Genomic DNA, 20,973 nt, shown 5'->3' on the forward strand with positions numbered 1-20,973 from the left:
TGTACCCGGATCAGAGCTGCACGAAAGATAGAAACAAACGAAAGGCGGAGAGCCGAAGCTCTCCGCCTTTCCTTATTGAGTAGTTGTGGTTAGAACTCCAGACGCAGTGCTAGTTGCAACACGCGGGCTCCGTTGTTCAAGTTTCCAGCCGGTTCAACTGTATTGCTGATCTGACCGAAAGTGTTGCTGACCGTGTCCTGCTGATCAAGACCGTTGAAGGTATTCTCAGACGGCAAGCCGAAGTTCGGGTGGTTGAATACGTTGAAGGCATCGGCACGGAACTTCAGGTTGACGCTGTCTTTGTAGACGGGGAACGTCTTAGCCAAGCCCAGATCCTGGTTGCCGAAGCGTGGCCCACGCAAGCCGTTACGAGCACCGATCTGGAAGCCGATCGGTCCAACGTAGGCGGACTGCGCTGCAGATTGGCTTGCGAAGATATTGACTCCGCCACCAGCTGCCTTAGTCAGATGGGTTGCCACTGCAGACTTGGGTCCGACAAGGATACCAGGCGCATCGTTCGAGTAGCTTGCATCGAAGGCATCGGAGTTCGTTCCCCATGCCTGTCCGGTGTGCCATGTCGTGATGCCGCTGATATCCCAGCCGCCGATCGCTTCTTCCGCCCACAGAGGAATCGTGGCGAAGAACTGGCGATGACGTCCGATGGGCAGTTGGTACGTTTCGTCCGCCGTGATGTAGTGGGTCACATCAAAGTCGGAGTTGGCACGGCACTCGCGAGGACGTACAACGTCACAGATCAGACCCGTGCCACCGATACCTGTATCACCTTGCGAGTTAGCGAAAGCTGAGACGTTATCAATGGAGTGCGAGAAGGTGTAGTTCACATCGAACTGCAGACCGTGTGAAAGGTTCTTCTGCAACGACACCAACATGCCGTTGTAGGTGGAGAATCCTTTATTGGTAAAGAACGTGTTTTCAGAGAACTGGGCGGCAGAACCTACATTGAGTGCGGTGAAGTTAGAGAGCGCCTGGACAAAGTCTCCGAAGTCGCCGTTCTGAGCCAGACCACTAAAGGTATAAGCAAGATATTGCGTGTTGTTGGCGAAGGCTTGAGTGATATTACCGTTGCTATCCTTGACCGGGTTTGCAACTCCAAGCCCAGGTGTCACGAGGTGCTCAAACCAGGGCTGTGCAGCAAGACTGGCTGGGTTCGCACCGGCTCTGAGTTGAGTCGTAATTGCCGCAAAGGCATTGGAAAGAAGCTCGCCAGAGGAAGGATCTTTGAAATCGATAATCTGGTTTGCATCGGCCTGCGCCAAAAGGCGACGGCCCAGGCGGCCCGCGTAGCTGAGCTTGAAGACAAAGCCTCCCTCAAACTCGTGCTGCATGCCAAAGTTATAGGCGATGGAATACGGCGTCTTCAAAGAAGGGTCGATGGTTGCGTTGAAGGCCGTTCCATTCTGGAGACCGAAAGGTATTCCGTTCGCCACAAATGGCTGGTAAGGAGCCTTCGGTGAGGCAGGGGCTGCGGGAATCTGGCCGATGTTTCCACCTGCACCGATGCGTGGATCGTTCCGGAGGGAAGCAACCGGATCGCCGGGAGTGCCCGAGGGAGTGGACTTCGTCTGTTGGAAGAGATACGAGTCTGTGTCCTGATAACTCTGAACCGCGTTGATGATCGTGCGGTCATAGACCACGCCGATACCACCGTTGAATACGGTCTTCTTGTCGAAATCAGGGTTGTAGGCAAAGGCAAAGCGAGGTGCGAAGTTCTTGTACTGAGGCTGGTAAATCGGTGGGCCGTTATTGGCCTTTCCACCCAGGATATAGGTGATCAGGGGCACGGCATTCGGCCCAGTTTGTCCCGCAGCGCTCTGCGCCAGACGAGCATTGAAGTACTGGTCAAAGGTCAGAGGCTCCAGACTCTCAAGGCCACGGGTTTCATAGGGCACCGAGAACAGCTGATAGTTCACACCGTACGAAAGAGTCAATTGGGAATTAGCTTTCCAGGTGTCAGCAAAATACAACTGGGTCTGGTAGTTCTGGTAGATACGCTGATCGCCTGTGAGTTGCGGCAGCACATTACCGTTCTTGTCGTAGTTGAAGTCACTCTGGATGCTTCCGACGCGGCCCAGAATGTAGGCAAGGGCCTGATCGTAAGGAGCAGTAGAAGCACTCGCCGTGTTGATGTCCGTAGGACGCAGTTGAGCATTGAGGTTCAGGGTCTGGCCGCCCAGACCGATCTCAACCGTGTTGTAGTCGATGGAGCTATTGTTTTTGGGCTTGATGTCCTTGAAGGTCCCGCCGAACTGGAAGGTGTGACCACCCTTTGTCCAGGTAAAATCGTCGCCGATCATCTCAACAGGGACACGGCGGCTCTGGGTGGCCGGATTCAGATAGAGGGAAGAGGCAAGAGCGGCCTGGGTACCATCTCCGAAGGTAAAGAAATTAGGGCCATCCGGATTGAAGTTATTGCCGAGATCAATCTTCTGAACCGTTTCACCGATGACGAACTGGTTCGTCTTGTTGGAACCAATCACCCAGGTATGGCCGATGACAAAAGCATACGAACGGTCGACGAGAGGATCGGTAATAGGATCGCCCGGAAATTCATTCGGGGCGTTGACAGCGTTCTCGCGGGTGATCGTAAAGCGCGCGAACAGCTTCATCTTGGAGTTCAGGTTGTAATCAACCCTGCCCACATAGTTCGTGTTGAAGTCGTTGTCGGGGGCGTTGAAGGAGAAGCCTCCCGAGTTGAGGCCGTCTCCACTGGACTGGTTGTTGGAATGGGGGAAGCGCGCATTCGTAAGAGTCTGCCAGTTGCCGTTTACACCGTTACCCTGAGGATCGAGACCCAAGATCTGGGCTTCGTTCAATGTTCCAACCGATCCATCGGCCCTGTTGTAGTTAATATTGCCAGCGCGGAGCGAATCGAGAGGAACGGTCCTCTGAACAAGCGAGGTTCTAATAATGCGGGAGTTGTTGTAGTCGAAGAAGAAGAACAGCTTGTCCTTGATAATCGGTCCGCCAATATTGCCGCCGAACTGATTCTGGATCAGGTGGTTGCGGGGAATAGCGGGCGTTGCATTGTTGCTGAACCAGCTATTGGCCACAAGCGACGGATCACGATGATACTCGTTGATGTTGCCGTGAAACTGATTGGTACCGCTCTTCGTAACGAGCTGGAACTGTCCGCCGCTGGAGGGGCCGCCAGTTGCCGGGATACCGCCGACCGTGCCGCGGAACTCCTGAACCGAGTCGATAGGCGCATGGCCTACGATGGTACTGCTGCTAAAGCCCGAAGTGATTCCAGCGCCGGTGTTGCTTTGGATAGCGCCGCCATTCGAAAAGTCGTTAACATCCAGGCCGTCCAGCGTGACGTTGTTCTGGTCGACACGCGCACCCGTCGTGGAACCTGTATCCGTTACACCCGGCTGCAGCGTAAAGAGCGCCGTAGGATCTCCTCTTTGCTGTACAGGAAGATCGTTGAGAAGTTTTACGTCGAAGTTGTTGCCGATGGAGGCATCCGTCGTGTTGATTGTGACTTCCGAGTTCGAAGCCGTTACCTCAACCTGCTGATTCGAGCCGGCAAGCAACTGCGCATCCTGGGTGCGGGTCGTCGCTACCGCCAGATAGATATCTCTAACAGCCAGCGCGGCAAAGCCGGCGTGTACGAAGTTAGCCTCATACCCAGGCCCCGGAGGAACGTTCGAGAAGCGGTAAGAACCGTTATCGCTCGTGGTTTGGGTGTACTTCAATCCCTTGGTCTTGTTGGTTAGGGTCACAACAGTACCCGGTACAGCAGCCCCCGTTGCGTCAGTCACGGAACCCACCATGGCGGATACATCTTGTGCTTTCAGAAGGGATGATGCGGAGAATGAGACTGTCAGAAAAACGATAAACGCGAAAATCTTCTTCATGTACTTCGATTGCTCCTCAAATACCGGGGGGGCGGGTGGCATACAAACGCGGGCCGAATGCCCAGCGGTGCATGCGAATCTACGATGAGCCTTTGCATTTTTCATGCCAAATCATGCCATTCGCCAAATATTGATATTTGCGCCTTCCAGCTTTTGGTTTTGTGTAAAAAAATATTGTTTTCCGTCCTTGATTTGCAGGCGCCTATGCAATTCTGTAGATCAACGATGGAAATCCTCCTCGCAACCATCCGGCCACGGCGCTCGGCCGCCTCAGAACCTGACGCCCAACTGCTCCAGCGCTATATCCAGCGCTCCAGCCGATATGTTCCCTGTGAGCAGCGCGAGTTTTCCTCTGAGGCTGCACTGTTCGCCCACCTCGATCGTCCTGCCCGACGCACGACGCCCTACCTCATCCTGACCGACAGCCGGGGAAAACAGATGTCCTCTGAGGAGTTTGCCTCCACACTTGGGGGTGTTCAGGATAGCGGTGTCCAACAGGTGGTCATGGCCATTGGCCCGGCCGACGGCTGGTCGCCCGAAGCCCTCCGTCGCGCCAGCCTTACAGTGGCTTTCGGGCGAATTACTCTGCCACATGAGCTGGCCGCTGTCGTAGCCTCCGAACAGATCTATCGCGCCCTGACCATTCGTGCCGGGCATCCGTATCATCACGGGCACTAAAACACTCACCATAAATAAAAAGGGCGGAGAGCCTAAGCTCTCCGCCTTTCGCTACTGCAAAATCAACGAGTTAGAAGCTCAACTGGAGTTGAAACTCTATCGTGCGCGGCGCACCTTGATCGAAGGTTCCCGATTGGCGAGATACGCGATAGGCGTTCTGAACATCCTGCCCATTGTTGAAGGTTGGTCCGTTTACGCTGCCAGGCCCTGGCGAACCAAGATTGCCCTGGAAGGTTGCGGCGCTGGGATTGCCGGAGGTATCTCCAAAGTTAGAGAAGTTAGCAATATTGTAGAAAGCGACCTTCGGTTCGAGCGTTACGGCATCGCCGAGTGTATGCACGTAGTGACCTAAACGAATCGGGTAGGCGAACGTGAGATCGACCTGCCGGTAATCGGCATTGCCAGGAGCCACACCATTCTGGATGGAATTGACCAGTGGCTGCACCGTACCACCGAGGGCGATGAGTTGGGCCTGGGTGAGAAGACCGCTACCGACCAGCACCTTGCCTGCCGGTGTGAGCGAGCCTGCCACGGTCGAGTTGAAGTTGTTGATGTAGTGAGATAGATTGCTGGGCTTGATGCGGTGCATGTAGTCGCCAGGCATTGTCCCCGGAGCAAGGTCACCCGTCGTTCCATCGCCGGTCAAATCGGAACGATAGATGTTGCCGACAGCAGAAGCGGTATTGTCCAGCGTCAGCGTCTGCGGAAGCGCCGAGTAGAAATGACCGATGATCCCAACCTCCGGACCGTACTTCAGCAGGAAGGAGCCTCCGAATGAGACCTGGTGTTTACGGTCGAGTTCGGAACGGCCCATGTAAGCGGTCGGATGGTCATTGTCGAAGGAGAGGTTGTTGAAGAACTGGTCTCCCGTGGTGTTGTTCGAGGTCGAAAGGATGCGGGACAGATTGTAGGAGACCTGAAGATTGGAGCGCTCGATGCCCCGTATAGGATGTGACGACTGTTGGCGGAAGACGACCTGAAGCGCATCGTAGCCAGACCGGCCAACCGGGAGGATAAAAGAGCCGCTACCCAGAAGCGGGTTCTGGCCAGGGAATGCCGCGCCGGTTGCAACCGTCTTGCCATTGCTCGCTGGCGAGTTGGCTCCAAGGAACTCCTTGGCCCCGTCCAATCCCTTGCCGGCAAAGTCGTCGATTGTCGCTCCGTTAGCAATGGCGCAGTTAATAGCTGCCGAAGTGTATCCCTGCGGACACATGGGATAACCGGCGTAATTGTTCGCCGGATCCGGCGCAAGTGTGGCCGCAATTGCATTCTGCGCCGCAGTGGGGTTGAAGTAGCGAGCGGCGCCAAGGTGGTTGACGTCCAAGAGCTGCCCGACCTTCAGAGTGCTGTTGTGGATGTAATCCACGGAGAGGACAGCGCCCTTGAAAAGCTCATGCTGCGCGCCGAGATTCCACTGTTCCGAGTAAGGCGTACGGTAGGGAGCGCCATAGATTCCGCTGGCGCTCAAGGTTTCTCCGATGAAGCCGCTATTGGTGCCCTGAGGATTTTTCGCTGCGATGCTCTGGAAACTTTGTGAAAGCGCAAGGACGTACGGGGCTGCCTGGCCAACAGGAAGGGCGCAGATCTGGGAGATGTTCAACGTTGTTCCGTTGACCGTTGCACCGGACGTAATACTGCCGTCAGCGTTCGCATATTGGCCGGAGCAGAACGACTGTCCATCAGCCTGCGCGAAGAACGGGCCTTTGGCCAGCAGAGAGGTGCGGGCATTGGTGGTGTTATTGAAGACGTCGCCATCATAGAAGATGCCAAAGCCGGCGCGGATAACAGTTTTGTGATTGCCAGGGGCATAGGCAAAACCGATCTGCGGGCCGAAGTTGGCGTACGGCTGATGGACGCTGGGGGCGAACTGGGGACCAAACTGGCCGAGGAGCGAAGTGCTTCCAGAGCAGGGAGCCTGGTTCGGACCGCCAGCTGGGTTGTAGACGGCGGGGTCGAGGGCCGAGCACGGGATCGGCGCCACGTCCTGGTTCGCGCGGTCTGTATCGACAGACCAGCGCAGACCGGCGCTGAGGGTAAAGTTGGGGGTTACCTTCCAGCCGTCCGCCACATAAGCACCTTCGCGCCAGTCGTGAGTACCGCCGCCAATCAGGCCGAATCCGGGATTTTCCGTGAAGAAGCCGAGATTGTTGCCGATGGCAATCGTGCTGGCATGGTAGCCGTTGAGAGGATCGGAGGGACAGGCAGCCGCGCCTACGACATTGCCGCAACCAGGCGCTGTCGGATCCCCATCGACCGGTCCGGTAAACAAGGTGGCAGAGTTTTCGCGAAGCCGGGGACCAAGGCCGAAGAAGTTAGCAAAACCGCCGCCGAGGATGTGATTGATGCTGTAACCGAAACGGATGGTATGCGCACCCTTGGTCCAGGAACCGTCATAACGAGCCTGGGCGTCCGTCTGGAACGTGCCCTGCGGGGCATCGACGTTCGGCCCGGTGGCCAGCAGAGGCGATGTGCCGGCAACATTCTGCAAGGCGATGCCGGGGATCAGGTCCAGCGGAGATGAGGTTGAGGTGTCGCTGATGAGATTATGGAATTTTTCGTAGCTTCCACGGAAGGAGTGCGTAAAGTGACCGAGTTGGAAGTCTGCGCCACCCGCGATGCCCGGCGTATTGTCGCGATTCGCATAGGTCTCGAACTGCTCACCAAAGTTGCCGGCAACCGAGTTGACGTTATAGTTCACGCGGGCGAAGTAGTGACCGCCGAAAGGACCGTTGTAGTCCAGACGAATCGTTGAATAGGTTTCCCGATAGGAGAAAGGAATATTCAGGTTTTGGTATTGGGGGAAGATCGACGAAACACCTGCTGCCTGCGAGGCGTCCTGCTTGATGCGCTCGGCGTTGCCGAAGAAGAAGAGTTTGTCTTTGAAGATCGGGCCGCCAAGAGAGCCGCCAAACTGGTTCCGCTGGAAGGGGGTCTGGGTGCCAAACTCCGTGGCAAAGCCCGCACGGGAATCCTGGAAGTTGTAGAACAGTTCACCGTGGAAGCCGTTGGTACCGGATTTGGTAGCAACCAGAACCTGTCCAGTCGAGGTGACCTCGCCGGAGACGTCCTGCGTTGAACGGTTTAACTGAAATTCGCCGATGGAGCCCTGCGACACGTTGAAGATGGTGGTACCGACGGTTTCGTCGGTGATGTCCTGACCATCGAGAAGGATACGAGTGGTGCGTCCCGCAATACCACCGATGGACAAGGCCGAGTAGCCAGCCTTCGTAGGATCGAAGGAACCGCCAGACTGCAGAATGACGCCGGGTTCGATCTGGGCCACATCGAGGAAGTTACGGCCATTGATGGGAAGCGAGCTAATCTGCTGAGAGGTCAACACATCGCTGACACCCGGTTGATCGGTGTTAACCTGGACACCGCCCGCGCTAACTTCAACGGTTTCAGTCGATTTGCCTACCGTGAGCTTGTAGGTCCCGGTGGTGGCTGTACCGATGCGGATCGACGTATTGATCGCAAGCGTTTCGAATCCGGACATGCTCACCGTGACCTTATAGGAGCCTGGAAGCAATGGGCCAACCGCATAGTAGCCGGAGCCGTCCGTCTTGGCTTCTTTTACCGAACCTGTATCGACGTTGCGAACGCTGATCTGCGCACCCGGTATGGCCGCGCCACTAGGGTCCGTAATGGTCCCCTCAATCGATCCACCATTGGTTGAGGTCACCTGGCCGTAAGCAATCGTCAGTGACGCCATGAGCACAACTAAAAGCGCAAAAATTTTCTTCATAAGTCCGTTTATCCTCAGCAAAGAAAGCAGCCCCTATGGAGACATTCGCAGGCATCGCGAACACCACGTACAAAGTGTCTGTTTATGAAACTTGCGATTAGCCTTGCACGTCTTATACCAAACATAAAAACCGGGGAATACTGAGGATATTCCGATCTGCAAAGTTATCGGACTGCGGGATACTACACTTTATAACGAGTGTTACTTATCAAAACTATGTAATTTTGTATTCACGGCTCAGCTCTTCAGTGTTCCAACCTCTAGAGTCATGATCATTCCGCCCTCAAAACATCCACCGCGCAGCCTCATCCAGCCGGACGCGGGCTGGAACAAGAGGGTCTTCGCACTCGGAATGACAGAAGAAAGAGCGAAAGCCAACCCTGCTCAACCTGCGTTAACATCATCCGCATGAGCACACTCTCCCGCCGCGATCTCTGTCAGAGTCTTCCCCTACTGGCGCTTCTCCCCACATTGAGCGCCCATGCCCAGACCCCGCAAACCGCAGGCGAACCAGCGGCCGCCGCCGACTGCACAATGCTCACCACCTGCGAGGCAATTCCCACGATCCCTGGCACCTCCACTCATCCGGGAATTACGAGCCATGGAATCCTTCACGGCCAGATCCCCGGCATCACGCACATCGAGGTCCACGAGACCAAGCTCGATCCCGGCAAGGCCCCTCATCCGCCGCATCGCCATCCGCACGCCGAACTGATGCTCATCCGCGAGGGCTCGCTCGAGTTCACCTCCGACGCTCCGCCCGTAACCATCACCGCCGGAGGCACGATCTACTGCGCCCCCAACCAGCTCCATGGCATCCACAATAATGGCAATACGCAGACCGTTTACTACGTCGTGGAGATCGGTGGCCAGCAGCCCTGCACGAAATAGCGGCGGGGCCGGATAAACTGGAGGTTCATCGCGCTTCAGGTTTATCGCGCTTCAAGGAGATCCATGTTCAAGGCCAGTCGCTTTGAGTACCGCTTCCGTTTTCTGATTCACGCCTTGATCTTCACGCTGGCCTTCTGGGCGCCGTGGGTCGAGTGGATCCCGGGGCTCGACCTGACGCGCAAGACGACCTGGCTGGTCGCGTCGTTCTGGCTATCGCTCCATGGCTGGATGAGCTTCCAGGTCGCGACGATTGTCCTGCTGGTGGTCGCGCTGCTCTTTACCGGCCTCGGAGCGTGGCTGCGCACCTGGGGAGCGGCGTACGTGGGTGTGGGAGTTGTGGCCTCACGCGCGATGCACGGCACAGCCATGCTGACCGATGGGCCCTATCGCCGGACGCGCAATCCGCTCTACCTGGGCACGCTGCTTCACACCATCGGCATTGCGATCCTGATGCCTCCAAGCGGTGCGATCTTTGCGATCATACTGATCTGGGTCTTTCAGATTCGCCTGGCACTTGCTGAGGAGCCGTTTCTCGCGGCGCAGTTCGGCCAGCCCTATCTCAACTACGCCGCAGCGGTGCCAAGGTTTTTGCCGTATCCCACTCCCCGTGCAGAGGCTGCGGGAGCCTCACCCCGCTGGGGGCAGGCTGTACTGGGCGAGCTGTACTTCATCGCTGTGTTTGCCGTGTTGGCCGTCCTGGGATGGAACTTCAATGCACAGTGGCTGCGCCAGGGCATTCTGATCTCGCTGGGTGTGTGGCTGGTGGCGCGTGCGTTTATGCCGGCAGCGAAGGCGGAGACCGTGGCAGCGTAGCGCTCTCGAAGGCAGTCGTGCCCCTACGAGCAGACAGCAGGTTCCTCACTGCGCTCGGAATGACAACCACAAAAGCAAAGACAAAAACGGCGGCAAAGTACAAAGCAAAAGCGCCCCATTCTGCGACGATGAAACCGTCGCGCGGATGGGGCGCCTTTGGCTAAAGAAAGAAACTACTTCTTGGGCGGAGCGATGGTGTCCTTCGCGACCTTGGCCACGCGGAACTTAACAACGGTCTTAGCCTTGATCTTGATGGCCTCGCCGGTCTGGGGGTTACGACCCACGCGGGCCTTGCGCTCAGCCTTCACCAGCTTGCCGATACCGGGGATGGTGAACTCACCGTTCTTCTTCGTCTCCTTGACGGCAGTTTCTGCCAGCAGTTCGAGGAAGGCTGCGGTCTGCTTGTTCGTGAGCTCGAGCTTCTCTGCCAGCAGGCGGACAAGCTGTGTCTTTGTAATTCCCTTTGCCATGTTGTGTACTCCTTCGTTTCCGAATGATTGAGCATGGGCTTTCGCCCATTCCCCGCAGCTTGAATACGGACACTAATCGCCAGTGTTCATGCGGGTGCGGAGAAAACCGCGCCGAACATCACCTTCAACCTTCCTGAACTCTTTGTCAACGGGAAATATCGTGTTTCCACAAGTTTTTTATGGGTTTTTCCGATATTTCACGGTTTTTGTCCCTAAACAGGTACAAAACAGGCAAAATCGTCCATCAAAAGAGGGGTCTGGAGGGTTTGCGAACCGCCTCCGACGCCTCAAGAATCGCTCCATTCAGGGCATGTACCAGGGGTGCCGCGAGACGAAATCTCTGCACCGCTTCCTTCAGGAGTGCAGGCTCGAGCGCGATCTCGGAAGGCAACGAAACCTGCACACCCCAGTTCTTCGCGCGCAGCAGTTCGTCCGCGGGATGGTCCGCGGGAAAGCCCTTGGGCATACGCGTCAGGGACGATGAATCGATCCCCGACATCGGCGGTTGGATCTTGCTTCCCGCGCTGCGGGCGCGCGGCTTGAGGATCGCAGCCTGCAGAGCGCGATACTCCTCATGGTGCTCCGCCAGCCAGCGGCGGATAGCCAGCAACTGCTCGCGCTCGGGCATGTAGACGCCGGCGGAGATATGCACCTCCTTGGGGCTGACGTGCAGATAAAAGCCGCCGCCGGAGGTCTTCTCCATGCCGCGCCGCGCCCACCAGGCGGCGACCTGGCGTTTGTACGGACGCTTGTCGGAGCTGAAGCGCGTGTCGCGATAGATGCGCATCATCGTCTTATTGGCCGGACGCACGTGCTCGGGCGCGAAGTCGTCCATGGCCTTATTGATCTCGTCGATGAACGCGAGCATCGGCTGTTTGAGCGCGCGATCGTAGACGTCGCGCCGCGCTTCGAACCACTCGCGATCGTTATAACGTGCGAGGCCGCGAAGAAATTTGAGGGTCTCGGGGGTGAAGTACGTAGACATAACGACTCTGATGCTATCGGACTTCAACTCCACTCAAGAAAAACAGCGGAGACCGAAGTCTCCGCTGTGGTCGCATCGTCGCTCAAGCGGCCTATTTCGCCGGTTCAACGGCATTCGGATACAGCCCCGGAATCGGCGCGGACAACTGCTTTTCCAGCTCCGGATGCGGGAACGGCTTGCGCGGCATCATCTCGTCGCGCTGGCTGGTGTTCCAGAGAAAGATCGCCTCTACGATGGCAGCCTGTTCGAGATCGGCCTGGTGCAGGCGGTCATAGGTATCCATGTCCGAGTGGTGAGTGCGCGTCTCGTAGTCCAACGGGTCCTGAATAAACTGGAAGCCCGGCAGGCCTACGGCGTCGAACGACAGGTGATCCGTACCTCCCGTATTGCGATTGCTGATGGTCGTTACGCCAAGATCGTGCAGCGGGGCAATCCACTGCGCGAAGATCGGCGCAATCGCAAAGTTCTCCTGCGTATAGACGCCACGTACCTTGCCGGTGCCGTTGTCGAGGTTGTAGTAGGCGTCCAGCGTCTCCCACTCTTTGGTCGTCTGCAGAGGGCCGCGATTGCGGCTCATGTAGCTGGGCGTGCCGACGGGGTCAGGCGTAGCGGGAGCGGCGAAGGTGCCGAAGTGCTGTTTCACATAGCCCTGCGAGCCGAAGAGACCCTCTTCTTCTCCGGACCACAGCGCGATCCTGATCGTCCGGCGCGGATGCAGATCCAGCGCCTTCAGGATGCGCACAGCCTCCATCGCGACGATGGAGCCTGCACCGTTGTCCGTCGCGCCCGTACCGGAGATCCAGCTATCGAGATGGCCGCCGACCATGACGACCTGATCCTTGAGGTCGGAGCCGGGAATCTCGGCAACCGTGTCGAAGCCGTGCTCGTGGTCGCCGGTAAACTTCGTCTCAATGTTGACCTCAACCGTAACAGGCACGTGCGCCTGCGCCATGCGTGCGAGGCGGTTGTAGTGCTCGATCATCATGACGGCGTTGGGAATCTTGACCGCATTCTCCATCGTCTGCGCACCACGGATAAGGTTTGCTCCGTTGTCGTCGAAGATGATGCCTGTGCCTCCGCCGTTGCCGCCATCGCGGCTGGGCGTGATGATGGCTGCAACACCTTCTTCGATCATCATCTTGAGTGCCCGCTGACGAAGCGCCGCGAGGCGCTGCCGCTCCGCCATCAGGGTCTGAATATTGACCGCCGGGGCGGCGTTCGCACGACGGCTCTCGGCGTTCTCCATGTCCTTGAGCTCTTCGTCAGTGTAGCGATGGAAGAGAGGCTCGGTGATATCGGGCGTCGGGCGCATGGCTCCAAGCAGCACGATCTTGCCTGCCAGCGTGCCGTGCAACTTGTCCAGCTCTTCCGCGTCGGCCAGCGGCACATAGACGATCTCTCCGGTCACGGGACCTTTCGTAGCAGGCGACCAGGGAGCGGCCTGCATCCAGAGGGGCTCTGGGTCGGGCGAGACCATGCGCGCCCAGGTGTTGATCTGCTGCCAACCCATGCCGAACTCGCCCCAGTCTTCGAGGTGCGCGTTTTCGAGGCCGATCTTGCTCAAGGTATCGCGTGTCCAGGCGTTGGCCTTGGCCATGTTCGGCGAGCCGGTGAGTCGCGGACCGATGCCGTCGGCCAGTGCCGCGCCAAAATCCATCACCTTGCCGTGCTGCAGGCCCTCCGCACGAATACGCGCGTACATCGTGAGATCGAGGTTTTCGGTAGAAGGCTGTGGACCGTAGTAGGACGGAACGTTTTTAGATTCCGTCCTGGCCTCGGCGGGCTTTTTCTTCTCGGTGGCGTGGGCTGCCGTGGAGAGCAACGCAGCAAGGGCAAACAGGGTCGTGCTACAGCGCAAAGAGGTGCGGAGGAAGGCGGGCATGAAGACTCCTTGGAGGGTGGTGCCAGTGGTAGATGTGGAGAATACGCCTGGCTGGCGAGGATAGTTTCGCTGATGGGGTGATTGGTCTGAATTACCCCAAAATTGTCATCTCGACCGAAATGCAGGGCGCGGCGAACGCGTTTTTGTTTGTTGGGGTGCGCGCATGTTGGCTTTATCGTGGCTATCCAGCCCGCCTTGTGGTGGGCGATCCCATGAACACAAAGGGGGCCCAGAGGATCAAACGGCCGCGGCGGCGCAAAAGCGCGCTAACTGTGCCGTGACTTCCGTGCCATGCGCCGGGCCCACTGTACGCCCAGATAGCTCAGAGCCAGCGCCATGACCACGACACCCACCGGAAAACCAGCGCGGCGATAGGCGATCGCGAAGTCCACCGGATGGTGCGTCACGGACATATAGACCAGCAATACTAGGATCGCGCAGAAGGTCGTCGCGAAGAACGCGGCGAAACCTGTCGCCAGTCCCATGAGCAGCGATTGGAACCAGCCGAGATCGCCCAGCGGGATTCCCAGCAACACACCGTCGCGCCTTGCGCGTTCTACATCGTTTGCAGTCGCCATACTCAGCTAGAATAAGCTAATGGCTGAGACTCTGCAGAGCGGCGCTGTACGTACGCCGCAACTGGTACGCGCGGCACAGGTTGCGCGCGAGGCGGAAGTTCGCCAATCGGCCAACGGTGTGGCCTTTGCCACCTATGGCGAAACTGGCGTTGACGCCCCCGACCTCGACCGCATGCTGGAGACGGTGCCTGCGGCCATCGTCGCCGCCCTCAAGAGCAATACCTATTACTTTGTGCCACTGGCGCTGCGCGAGAATCCCGAAACCGGCGAGAGCACCGAAACGGATGCCAAAGCCAGCACCCCTACCAACGAGCCGACGATGGTGGCCGGCGAATATACCGACGCCTTCAGCGATGCGGCTATCTGCCATCGCAATGTAGAGCTGGGCAGCGGCAATCGCGGTGTGTTCATCTCGACGCGGCTGCTGGGCGACCGCTTCGCGCTAAGCTTTGAGTTCTTTATCAACGTCGCGCATGCGTTCGTCGACCAGGCGGGTGTGCCCGCTTCGTTTGCCGACCTCGTGTGGAAGCAGGCCCTCGACAATGTACGCGGCGAAACCAGCCTCGATGCCTGGGAGTCGCGCAACCTTGCCTTTGGCCGCCCGGCAAACGCGGAGCCCGAACCTTTAGCCTCGCTCTCGCGGCGCGGACCGGGACTGGTCACGAAACCGCGTTCGTTCAGCGGAGCCTCTTCGAATGCCCCGGCAACACCGGCCACCATCAACGAGAAAGAGCGCGGCTTGTATATCGATTCGGCGTTCTCGGATGCCGTTGCGCTGTACCTGCTGTCGTTGGCGCTGGACTTCGACTACAGCGAGCTGCGTGAGCGCGAGTACCCGCTGCTGGCTCCGGCTGCGCTGGCGGCGCGGCTACGGCTTGTAGCTGATTTGTTTCCACCGAACCAGGGATATGAGTTTGCGGTAAGGTATCGTCGCAGGGCGTAGCAGTTCATAGCCTTCAGCAAACTTCTTCTGAAAAGCAAAACGGACTGCACAAAAGTGCAGTCCGTTTTGCTTTCGTCTTTGCCTTTGCTTTTCTTGTTGTCATTCCGACCCTGAGCGTAGCCGAAGGGGAGCGAACCTGCTGTCTCCCGTTTTTAACCACTGCCGGCGCAGACCATGTTTTTCGGTTGTTGCCCTACGCTTTTCCGGGTGACGCGAGCAAAGAGCGGGAGACAGCAGGTTCGCTCCCCTTCGGCTACGCTCAGGGTCGGAATGACAACAAGAAAGGCAAAAACTTAAAACGTTTGCAGCTTCCGCAAAGGCGGCGTGGGCCAGCGCTGCGAGCGCATTAACTCGCGCACCTGCTGTTCGCGCTGGGCTGCCGGAGGATGCGAGCGGAAGTAACCCGCGACGGTCTGCAATGAGACCTGCGCGGCCTCATCGACCGGAGTGGCCGGCTTATCGTCAGACGCATTTGCCTGCTGCTCCAGCTTCTCGAACTCCCCCAGGAGCTGCAGAATCCCCTGCGGAGAGTAGCCTGCCTTGACCGCCAGCGTCGTGCCATCGCGATCGGCCTCCATCTCCTGCTCTTTGCTATAACCCGCAAGAAAGACCTCAACCGGCAGACCTACAACGGCGCCGAGCGTTCCAAGCTCGCGCAGGTGCGCCTCTGTCTGCATGCGCTCCGCGCAGTGCCGCAGGTCGATGTGTTCCACCTCATGGCCGAGCACCGCGGCGAGTGCGTCCTCGCTCTTCATGAGCACGATCACTCCCTGGCCGACGAAGACATGTCCGCCGGGAAGCGCGAAGGCGTTCACGAAGGCAGGGTCGGGGATGTAGTGGAACTTCCACGGCAACTTACGCCGCACACCTGCGGCGGCACGTTCGCCAACGATCTGAAGGTAGGCTTCGATGGCGCGATTTTTCGCCGCATCTGCTGGGGACGAAGGCCAGCGTTCTGCATACTCGCTCGCGAGTTCATCGCCTAGAGCGATCTCGTCGGCATCGGACATTGGATCGAAGTGTGTGGGCACCCGCGTCGCCTCATGCTGCGCATCCGCCGCGGCCGAGAGGATGCCCTGCGCCGAAGGCCGCGCAGCGATGCGCTGCCACTGTACAGCCACGATGGCGAAGATGCCCGCGATCACGATGAGGGAAAGAGGAAGCCAGCGTCTCATAGGAATTTGAGGATCGTCTCCCGGTAACGTGAGTAGAGGAACGAGACTAGCAGCAGCGCGAGGCCCATGACGATGAGTGTGAGGATGCGGTCGTTCGTCGAGGCGTGCCAGATATCGTAGAGGATGACCTTGCCCACGCCCAGCAGCAACAATCCGAGCCCCGCGAGCCGGTAGCTGCGTTCGCCCACCGTGAGCGCGAAGAGGAAGGCGATCAGGCCGAGTACAACCCAGCCGGTCGTGATCATGCCGGCGTGCAGCTGGATGAAAAGCAACACCGCAATCAACGCGAGCGGCACAAAGAAGAAGGGCTGCTCGGGACGAAACAACGTGTATCGGCGCCAGCCCGATTTTGTGTCGGCGGCCTGCGATGCGAGCTGGCCACGGACACGGAAGGCTATCGGCAAAGCAAGCAGCATCAGCGCGCAGATAACGCTGACACAGAAGACGCGCGAGCTTGTGAATGCCGTCGTCAGGGGTTCCGGTGAGAAGAGATGGAACATCGACGCTCGGATCGCCACTGCCAGCAGTAGCACAAGAGACTGAGCGACGAAGAGTGTACGCTGCAACCACCAACCGAGAGCAAGCAGCACCAACGCGAAGAGTGCCCAGGCGATGCCAACCCAATCCGGCCACACCTCAAAGTAGAGCAGGGCAGTCGCGGCGATCGTGCCGAGCCACGCGGCGATCATCCCTGCATTCTTCTCGAAACTCGAAACTCGCGTCTCGGCACTCGACTGTTCTCCCTGCAATCGCTGATAGACCCAGAAGTAGGCAGCGATCAGTGGCAGCACCGTATAAAGACGCGGACTGAGCGTATGTGACGCATCGCCAACGTTGAGGTTGGAGAACCAGATCCGCACGAAGCTCGCCGCCAGCAACGCGTAGCCCTGGTGACGGAAGTAGCTGCGCCGCAGCATCGTGCCAATCTCAAACAGCAACAGACCGAAGACTCCCCAGGCGACGGCAACCGCGATGGGCTCGAGCTCATACCAGAGCAGTGTGCCGAGTAGCGCTGCCGCAGCCCATGAGTAAGCCGGAGCGATGTAATCGAGAGCCACCCCGAAGGCGCGTGTCTTGCGGCGCATGCCCAGGTAGAGCAGAATGCCGCTGAGCGTTACGGTGATGGCTCGTAGCGAGAGCCCATGCCAGTGATCCGTGAGAGAGAAGTTGAGGATGGCCGCACGAATGATCGCGCACACAGCCAGCGCATCGGCCTGCGTGGCGAGATCGCGTGAGGAGAGTCTGTCCGCAAACCAGGCCAGCACAATTACTGCGAGCAGCCACACCACGATCGTCCAGGTACCTGGGAAGCACACCCACAGCCCAGCAGTTGCGGCAATCAAAGCAAGGCACGAAGTAACTCTCAGGCCAACGCGGTCCAGCTCATTCTCTGCAATGTAGCTCCAACGCCGCGTGCAGAACTCCGCGTTGAGCCAGAACAAGACGGCAGCGCAGAAGAGAGTAATCGCGAGGTGCAGATGATGCGTTGAATCGACATTTGCCTGGCGGTAGAGAAAGACGGAGGAGACGCCGAAGATCAGCAGTTGCCACGCTGTCGCAAAGCCTGCGAGAACACCTAGCCGACGGAAGACGACCTCCTTCATGCGTACGCCGGCGATAAAGAGAACTTCGGCTTCGAGCAGCCAGAGCAGCGTCCAGTGCGATCCGCTGAAGCGGAAGGGAATTGCAGCGAGCAGAAGAGCAGAAGCCAGGGTCGAGAGCACGATGAAGGAGCCGCGCCACTTGCGCCGCCCCAGGAAGGCGAACACGAACTCGACGATACCGAGGATCAGCAATCCTCGAAACGCCCACTCCGGATGCGACGACTGGTACTTCAACAGCGACAGCAGACCGGCGGAGTTGAGGATCGCCGTGAATGACGAGACCATCTCCTGGGTACGCGTCTTCGGCACACGCAGCACGTAGAACAGCCGGAAGAGGAGCCAGTAAAACAGCAGGAGAGCCGCGCTCGAGATGAACTCAGGAAACGGATGGCCGGGCTGGCCGCCATCGGGGAGCACGCGATGCAGCCACAGGAAATGATTGAGGTAGACACCGACGAGACCGGCGAGACCGAGCTCGAACCAGTACTCACGCGCCGCGACGTAGACGAGGCCCAGAGCCAGCAGCGCTCCCGCAACCAGGCTGAACATCGTGACGTGGCTGATGCCCACGGTAACGAATGCCAACAGAAACGCGAGGCTGGTGACGACCTGTGATTTGTACTTGAGCGAGTGCGCCACCATCGCCGCGGTAACGATCAGCATCAGGACAAGGTCGATGCCTTGCGAGTACAACACCTGCATCGCCTCCACGTGATACAGCGCGAAGGTAACGAAGAAGGTCAGCGCCCAGCCACCGCCGATCAGTGCGCGCGCGAAGATGCGGTACTGCTGCTTGCGCTCCAGCAGTACCCCTCCAGCCAGGATGGCGAGGCTGAGTACGATCCCGATGGCACTCTTGCCCGCAGGCCCGATCGTACGCAGCAGAAGGCCGAGTCCGCCCGCGAGACCGATGACCAGAATGACGATGCCCGCCTTGTTCAGCCAGTTCTGGCCCAGCCGCTCTTCGATGGAGACGCGCCGTTTCGGCGGCGCAGGAGGGAGCGTTGTGGGGAGATGTGGGGGAGATGGCAGATCCGGTGAGGCGTTGCCGGCGGATGCAATCGAGGGGGCGTCGGAAGGCTTTTCTAGAAAAGTGGCAGAAGAAGACTGTGGTGCAAACGAAGCCTGCTCGCCGGAAGCATCTTCTTTCGCCAGGAGCACAGGCTCGGGGACTGCTTTGTTGTCTGTAACGAGAGGCGTGGAAGGAATGAGGTCTTCCTTCGGCTGGACAGACGATGCAGGAAAGGGTCCTCCGCGTACGACAGGCGCAGCCGCTTGCTGCGCGACAGGGCTCTGTTGTGCTGCGGCAGCCTGCTCCAGCGCAGTCACACGCTGGTGCAGACGACCGATCAGGTCGCTGTGCTGTTCGAGCTTCTTACGGTTAGCGGTTTGCCCACGGAGCTTTACGAAGAGCCACAGCACCGCGATCACGAGTACAACGATGACAAAGTCTTCCATAGCCGTTTGCAGATGAGTATTCCACGAATGCTGTTGGCTTTATCCCAACTTTTCGGAGTAGCGATTATTTCTTGGCGATCAGCCAAAGGTTGGCTTCTCAATAAGGCCCTCGAGTCCGCTCCGCAACCTAACTCCGTTTAATCTCGTCCACTTGTATGAAAGTTGTGTGTTTTTCCGGGCTGGGCGAGCCGTTGCTCTGTCGTGTGTGCTATGCCCAGCTCCATTCCTGTATGAACTTCCGTTTTCTGTTTCTGGAGTCTTTTGTGAAAGTGTCTACTCTTCTGCGTTCCCATGTTGTGTGCTGTCTTCTAGCCATACCCTTATCTGTAATGACGCTGTCTGGATGTGGAGGGGTGGTATCCGTAAAGCCACCGGTCACCAGCCCACCGGCCTCTTCCATACCCTCTTCTCCGCAGTGGGTAGTTGCCTGGGGAGCCTCTCCGGAGAATGCCCTGCCGGCAGCCGAAAATCCGGGTGGAGACGAGCAAAGCTTCCGTTTCCTGCTTTTACCGACCATCGACGGCACCCAGGAACGGGTCCACTTTTCCAATCTGTTCGGCTTAACCCCGATCACCATCGGCGCCGCCCGCCTTGCCGTAGCCACGGGAAGTGGGGCCGCGATCGATCCCACGAGAGATACTCCTCTTACCTTCGCCGGCGCCTCCAGCATCACGCTCGCCGCCGGGCAGGAAGTCGTTTCCGATCCGGTGAATATTACCTATGCTTTTGGCGAAACGATGGCCGTATCTGTCTACATGAAAGGGGCCTTCCCACCGCTCACCCAGCATGACTCTCAGGTCACCACGAACTACGAATCGGTCTCCCAGGCTGGCAATACCACCACCGATGCCTCCGGAGCCTCCTTTTCCCAGGCTGTGACCGAGTGGTATCTACTGACCGGCATCGATACTTATGGTTCGTACCAGGGCACTGTCGCACTCTTTGGCAGTTCCTCAATCGATGGCCATGAGTCCAACTACGGAGATACCAATTCCTACCCAGTGCTGAATGTTGCCATCCCAGGCCAGGATAACGATCGTCCAGCCGACTGGTTGGCGCGTCAACTTATGTCCGCAGGCTACCGGCTCGGTGTGTTGAATGCGGGCGAACTCGGTGACCCGGCAGGGGAAGACGCCAGTACCGCGGCCGGCACAGGTCTGGCGGGTATCGATCGAATGAAGCATGACGTCCTGCAGCAGGCCGGGGTTAAGACAGTTGTGATTTATTTCGGGGGAATTGATCTTCGCGAGGATTGCGTTCCAGCCACCAATGTCGAAGCCTCGCTATCCAATATGGTCTCCCAGGCTCAAGCAGTTGGCGTACGCGTCATTCTAGCTACTCTTCCCCCGGCAGAGTACTGTACTACCTCAAGTGCGGACCTGTTGCCCTCCGCGGCCAATCCGTATCAGGGCGATCTCTACCCTGGCCCAGAGAACCCTGGGTCAACGCAACGCCGCACCCTGAACGACTGGATCCGAACCACAGGAGCCCTGCTTCCGGGCGTAGTCGCCATTGCGGACTTCGATAACGCACTCCTTTATCCTGTCCACCCGGATTTCATGATGCCGAGCTTCTACAGCAGCGATAACTTCCACCCCAACGGTGTAGGCTACGGCGTCCAGTCATCCGCTATTCCTCTGACATCCTTGCTTGCTCCCCGGTGAACTGCAGCAGGAACCTCAGCGTTGCACAACAAGGCGAGCACTGAAGCCCTTCTTGGATCTGGTCTCAATGGTTTCTTCGTCTAATAGAAGAATTCATTGATCAATGGAGAATGGAGGTCGATTACTAATCTATTTCACAAAACGATGGCGCATCTTTGGCGATTCTTGGCAATCAATTGTCGCCTTAGCCGCGAATGGGGTTTCAGGCA

Annotated in this window: 13 protein-coding genes; 5 read left to right on the forward strand and 8 right to left on the reverse strand. The window is 58.2% G+C overall.

Annotated elements, in window-relative coordinates; genetic code table 11:
• Positions 1–89: 89 nt before the first annotated feature.
• The gene (locus ACIX8_RS24035) at positions 90–3,878 is read right to left on the reverse strand and encodes a TonB-dependent receptor (protein WP_014268007.1); all 3,789 of its coding nucleotides are present in this window, start codon (positions 3,876–3,878) and stop codon (positions 90–92) included.
• 225 nt (positions 3,879–4,103) lie between these two features.
• Here ACIX8_RS24035 and ACIX8_RS25425 point away from each other — a divergent pair, with 225 nt between their 5' ends.
• Positions 4,104–4,556: a 23S rRNA (pseudouridine(1915)-N(3))-methyltransferase RlmH gene (locus ACIX8_RS25425; RefSeq protein ID WP_150110727.1), complete on the forward strand. Its 453-nt coding sequence runs from the start codon at positions 4,104–4,106 to the stop codon at positions 4,554–4,556.
• 70 nt (positions 4,557–4,626) lie between these two features.
• Here ACIX8_RS25425 and ACIX8_RS24045 read toward each other — a convergent pair whose 3' ends face one another.
• Entirely contained in the window at positions 4,627–8,301 is a 3,675-nt protein-coding gene (locus ACIX8_RS24045) for a TonB-dependent receptor (protein ID WP_014268009.1), read from the reverse strand.
• 408 nt (positions 8,302–8,709) lie between these two features.
• Here ACIX8_RS24045 and ACIX8_RS24050 point away from each other — a divergent pair, with 408 nt between their 5' ends.
• Positions 8,710–9,192, forward strand: a complete 483-nt coding sequence (locus ACIX8_RS24050; protein WP_014268010.1) for a cupin domain-containing protein — start codon at positions 8,710–8,712, stop codon at positions 9,190–9,192.
• A gap of 63 nt (positions 9,193–9,255) precedes the next feature.
• A complete protein-coding gene (locus tag ACIX8_RS24055) occupies positions 9,256–10,005 on the forward strand; it encodes a methyltransferase family protein (RefSeq protein WP_014268011.1) in 750 nt (249 codons plus the stop codon).
• A 173-nt stretch (positions 10,006–10,178) separates the two neighbouring features.
• On the opposite strand, the gene ACIX8_RS24060 is transcribed toward ACIX8_RS24055, so the two are convergent.
• The 4 genes from ACIX8_RS24060 to ACIX8_RS24080 all read right to left on the reverse strand — a co-directional run bounded on the left by ACIX8_RS24060 (position 10,179) and on the right by ACIX8_RS24080 (position 13,920).
• Positions 10,179–10,475 (reverse strand): HU family DNA-binding protein, encoded by a 297-nt coding sequence (locus ACIX8_RS24060; RefSeq protein ID WP_014268012.1) that lies wholly within the window; start codon positions 10,473–10,475, stop codon positions 10,179–10,181.
• A 244-nt stretch (positions 10,476–10,719) separates the two neighbouring features.
• Positions 10,720–11,460, reverse strand: a complete 741-nt coding sequence (locus tag ACIX8_RS24065) for a DUF2461 domain-containing protein (protein ID WP_014268013.1) — start codon at positions 11,458–11,460, stop codon at positions 10,720–10,722.
• Positions 11,461–11,551: 91 nt separating this feature from the next.
• Entirely contained in the window at positions 11,552–13,342 is a 1,791-nt protein-coding gene (locus ACIX8_RS24070) for a M20/M25/M40 family metallo-hydrolase (RefSeq protein ID WP_014268014.1), read from the reverse strand.
• Between the two features lie 266 nt (positions 13,343–13,608).
• Positions 13,609–13,920 (reverse strand): hypothetical protein, encoded by a 312-nt coding sequence (locus tag ACIX8_RS24080; RefSeq protein WP_014268015.1) that lies wholly within the window; start codon positions 13,918–13,920, stop codon positions 13,609–13,611.
• 19 nt (positions 13,921–13,939) lie between these two features.
• Between ACIX8_RS24080 and ACIX8_RS24085 the strand changes: the two genes are divergently transcribed.
• Positions 13,940–14,863 carry a hypothetical protein gene (locus ACIX8_RS24085; protein ID WP_014268016.1) on the forward strand — a complete coding sequence of 308 codons (924 nt, stop codon included), beginning with the start codon at positions 13,940–13,942 and terminating at the stop codon, positions 14,861–14,863.
• Positions 14,864–15,156: 293 nt separating this feature from the next.
• Here ACIX8_RS24085 and ACIX8_RS24090 read toward each other — a convergent pair whose 3' ends face one another.
• Both ACIX8_RS24090 and ACIX8_RS24095 read right to left on the reverse strand, forming a co-directional pair.
• On the reverse strand, positions 15,157–16,038 hold the full coding sequence (locus tag ACIX8_RS24090; protein WP_014268017.1) for a M48 family metalloprotease: 882 nt from the start codon (positions 16,036–16,038) through the stop codon (positions 15,157–15,159).
• Positions 16,035–19,100, reverse strand: a complete 3,066-nt coding sequence (locus tag ACIX8_RS24095; protein WP_014268018.1) for a DUF2339 domain-containing protein — start codon at positions 19,098–19,100, stop codon at positions 16,035–16,037. The genes ACIX8_RS24090 and ACIX8_RS24095 overlap by 4 nt, the downstream gene beginning before the upstream one ends.
• Positions 19,101–19,453: 353 nt before the next feature.
• Here ACIX8_RS24095 and ACIX8_RS24100 point away from each other — a divergent pair, with 353 nt between their 5' ends.
• Entirely contained in the window at positions 19,454–20,764 is a 1,311-nt protein-coding gene (locus ACIX8_RS24100) for a GDSL-type esterase/lipase family protein (RefSeq protein ID WP_223295430.1), read from the forward strand.
• Positions 20,765–20,973: the final 209 nt, after the last annotated feature.

This window comes from Granulicella mallensis MP5ACTX8 (assembly GCF_000178955.2).
GTDB classification, from domain to species: domain Bacteria; phylum Acidobacteriota; class Terriglobia; order Terriglobales; family Acidobacteriaceae; genus Granulicella; species Granulicella mallensis.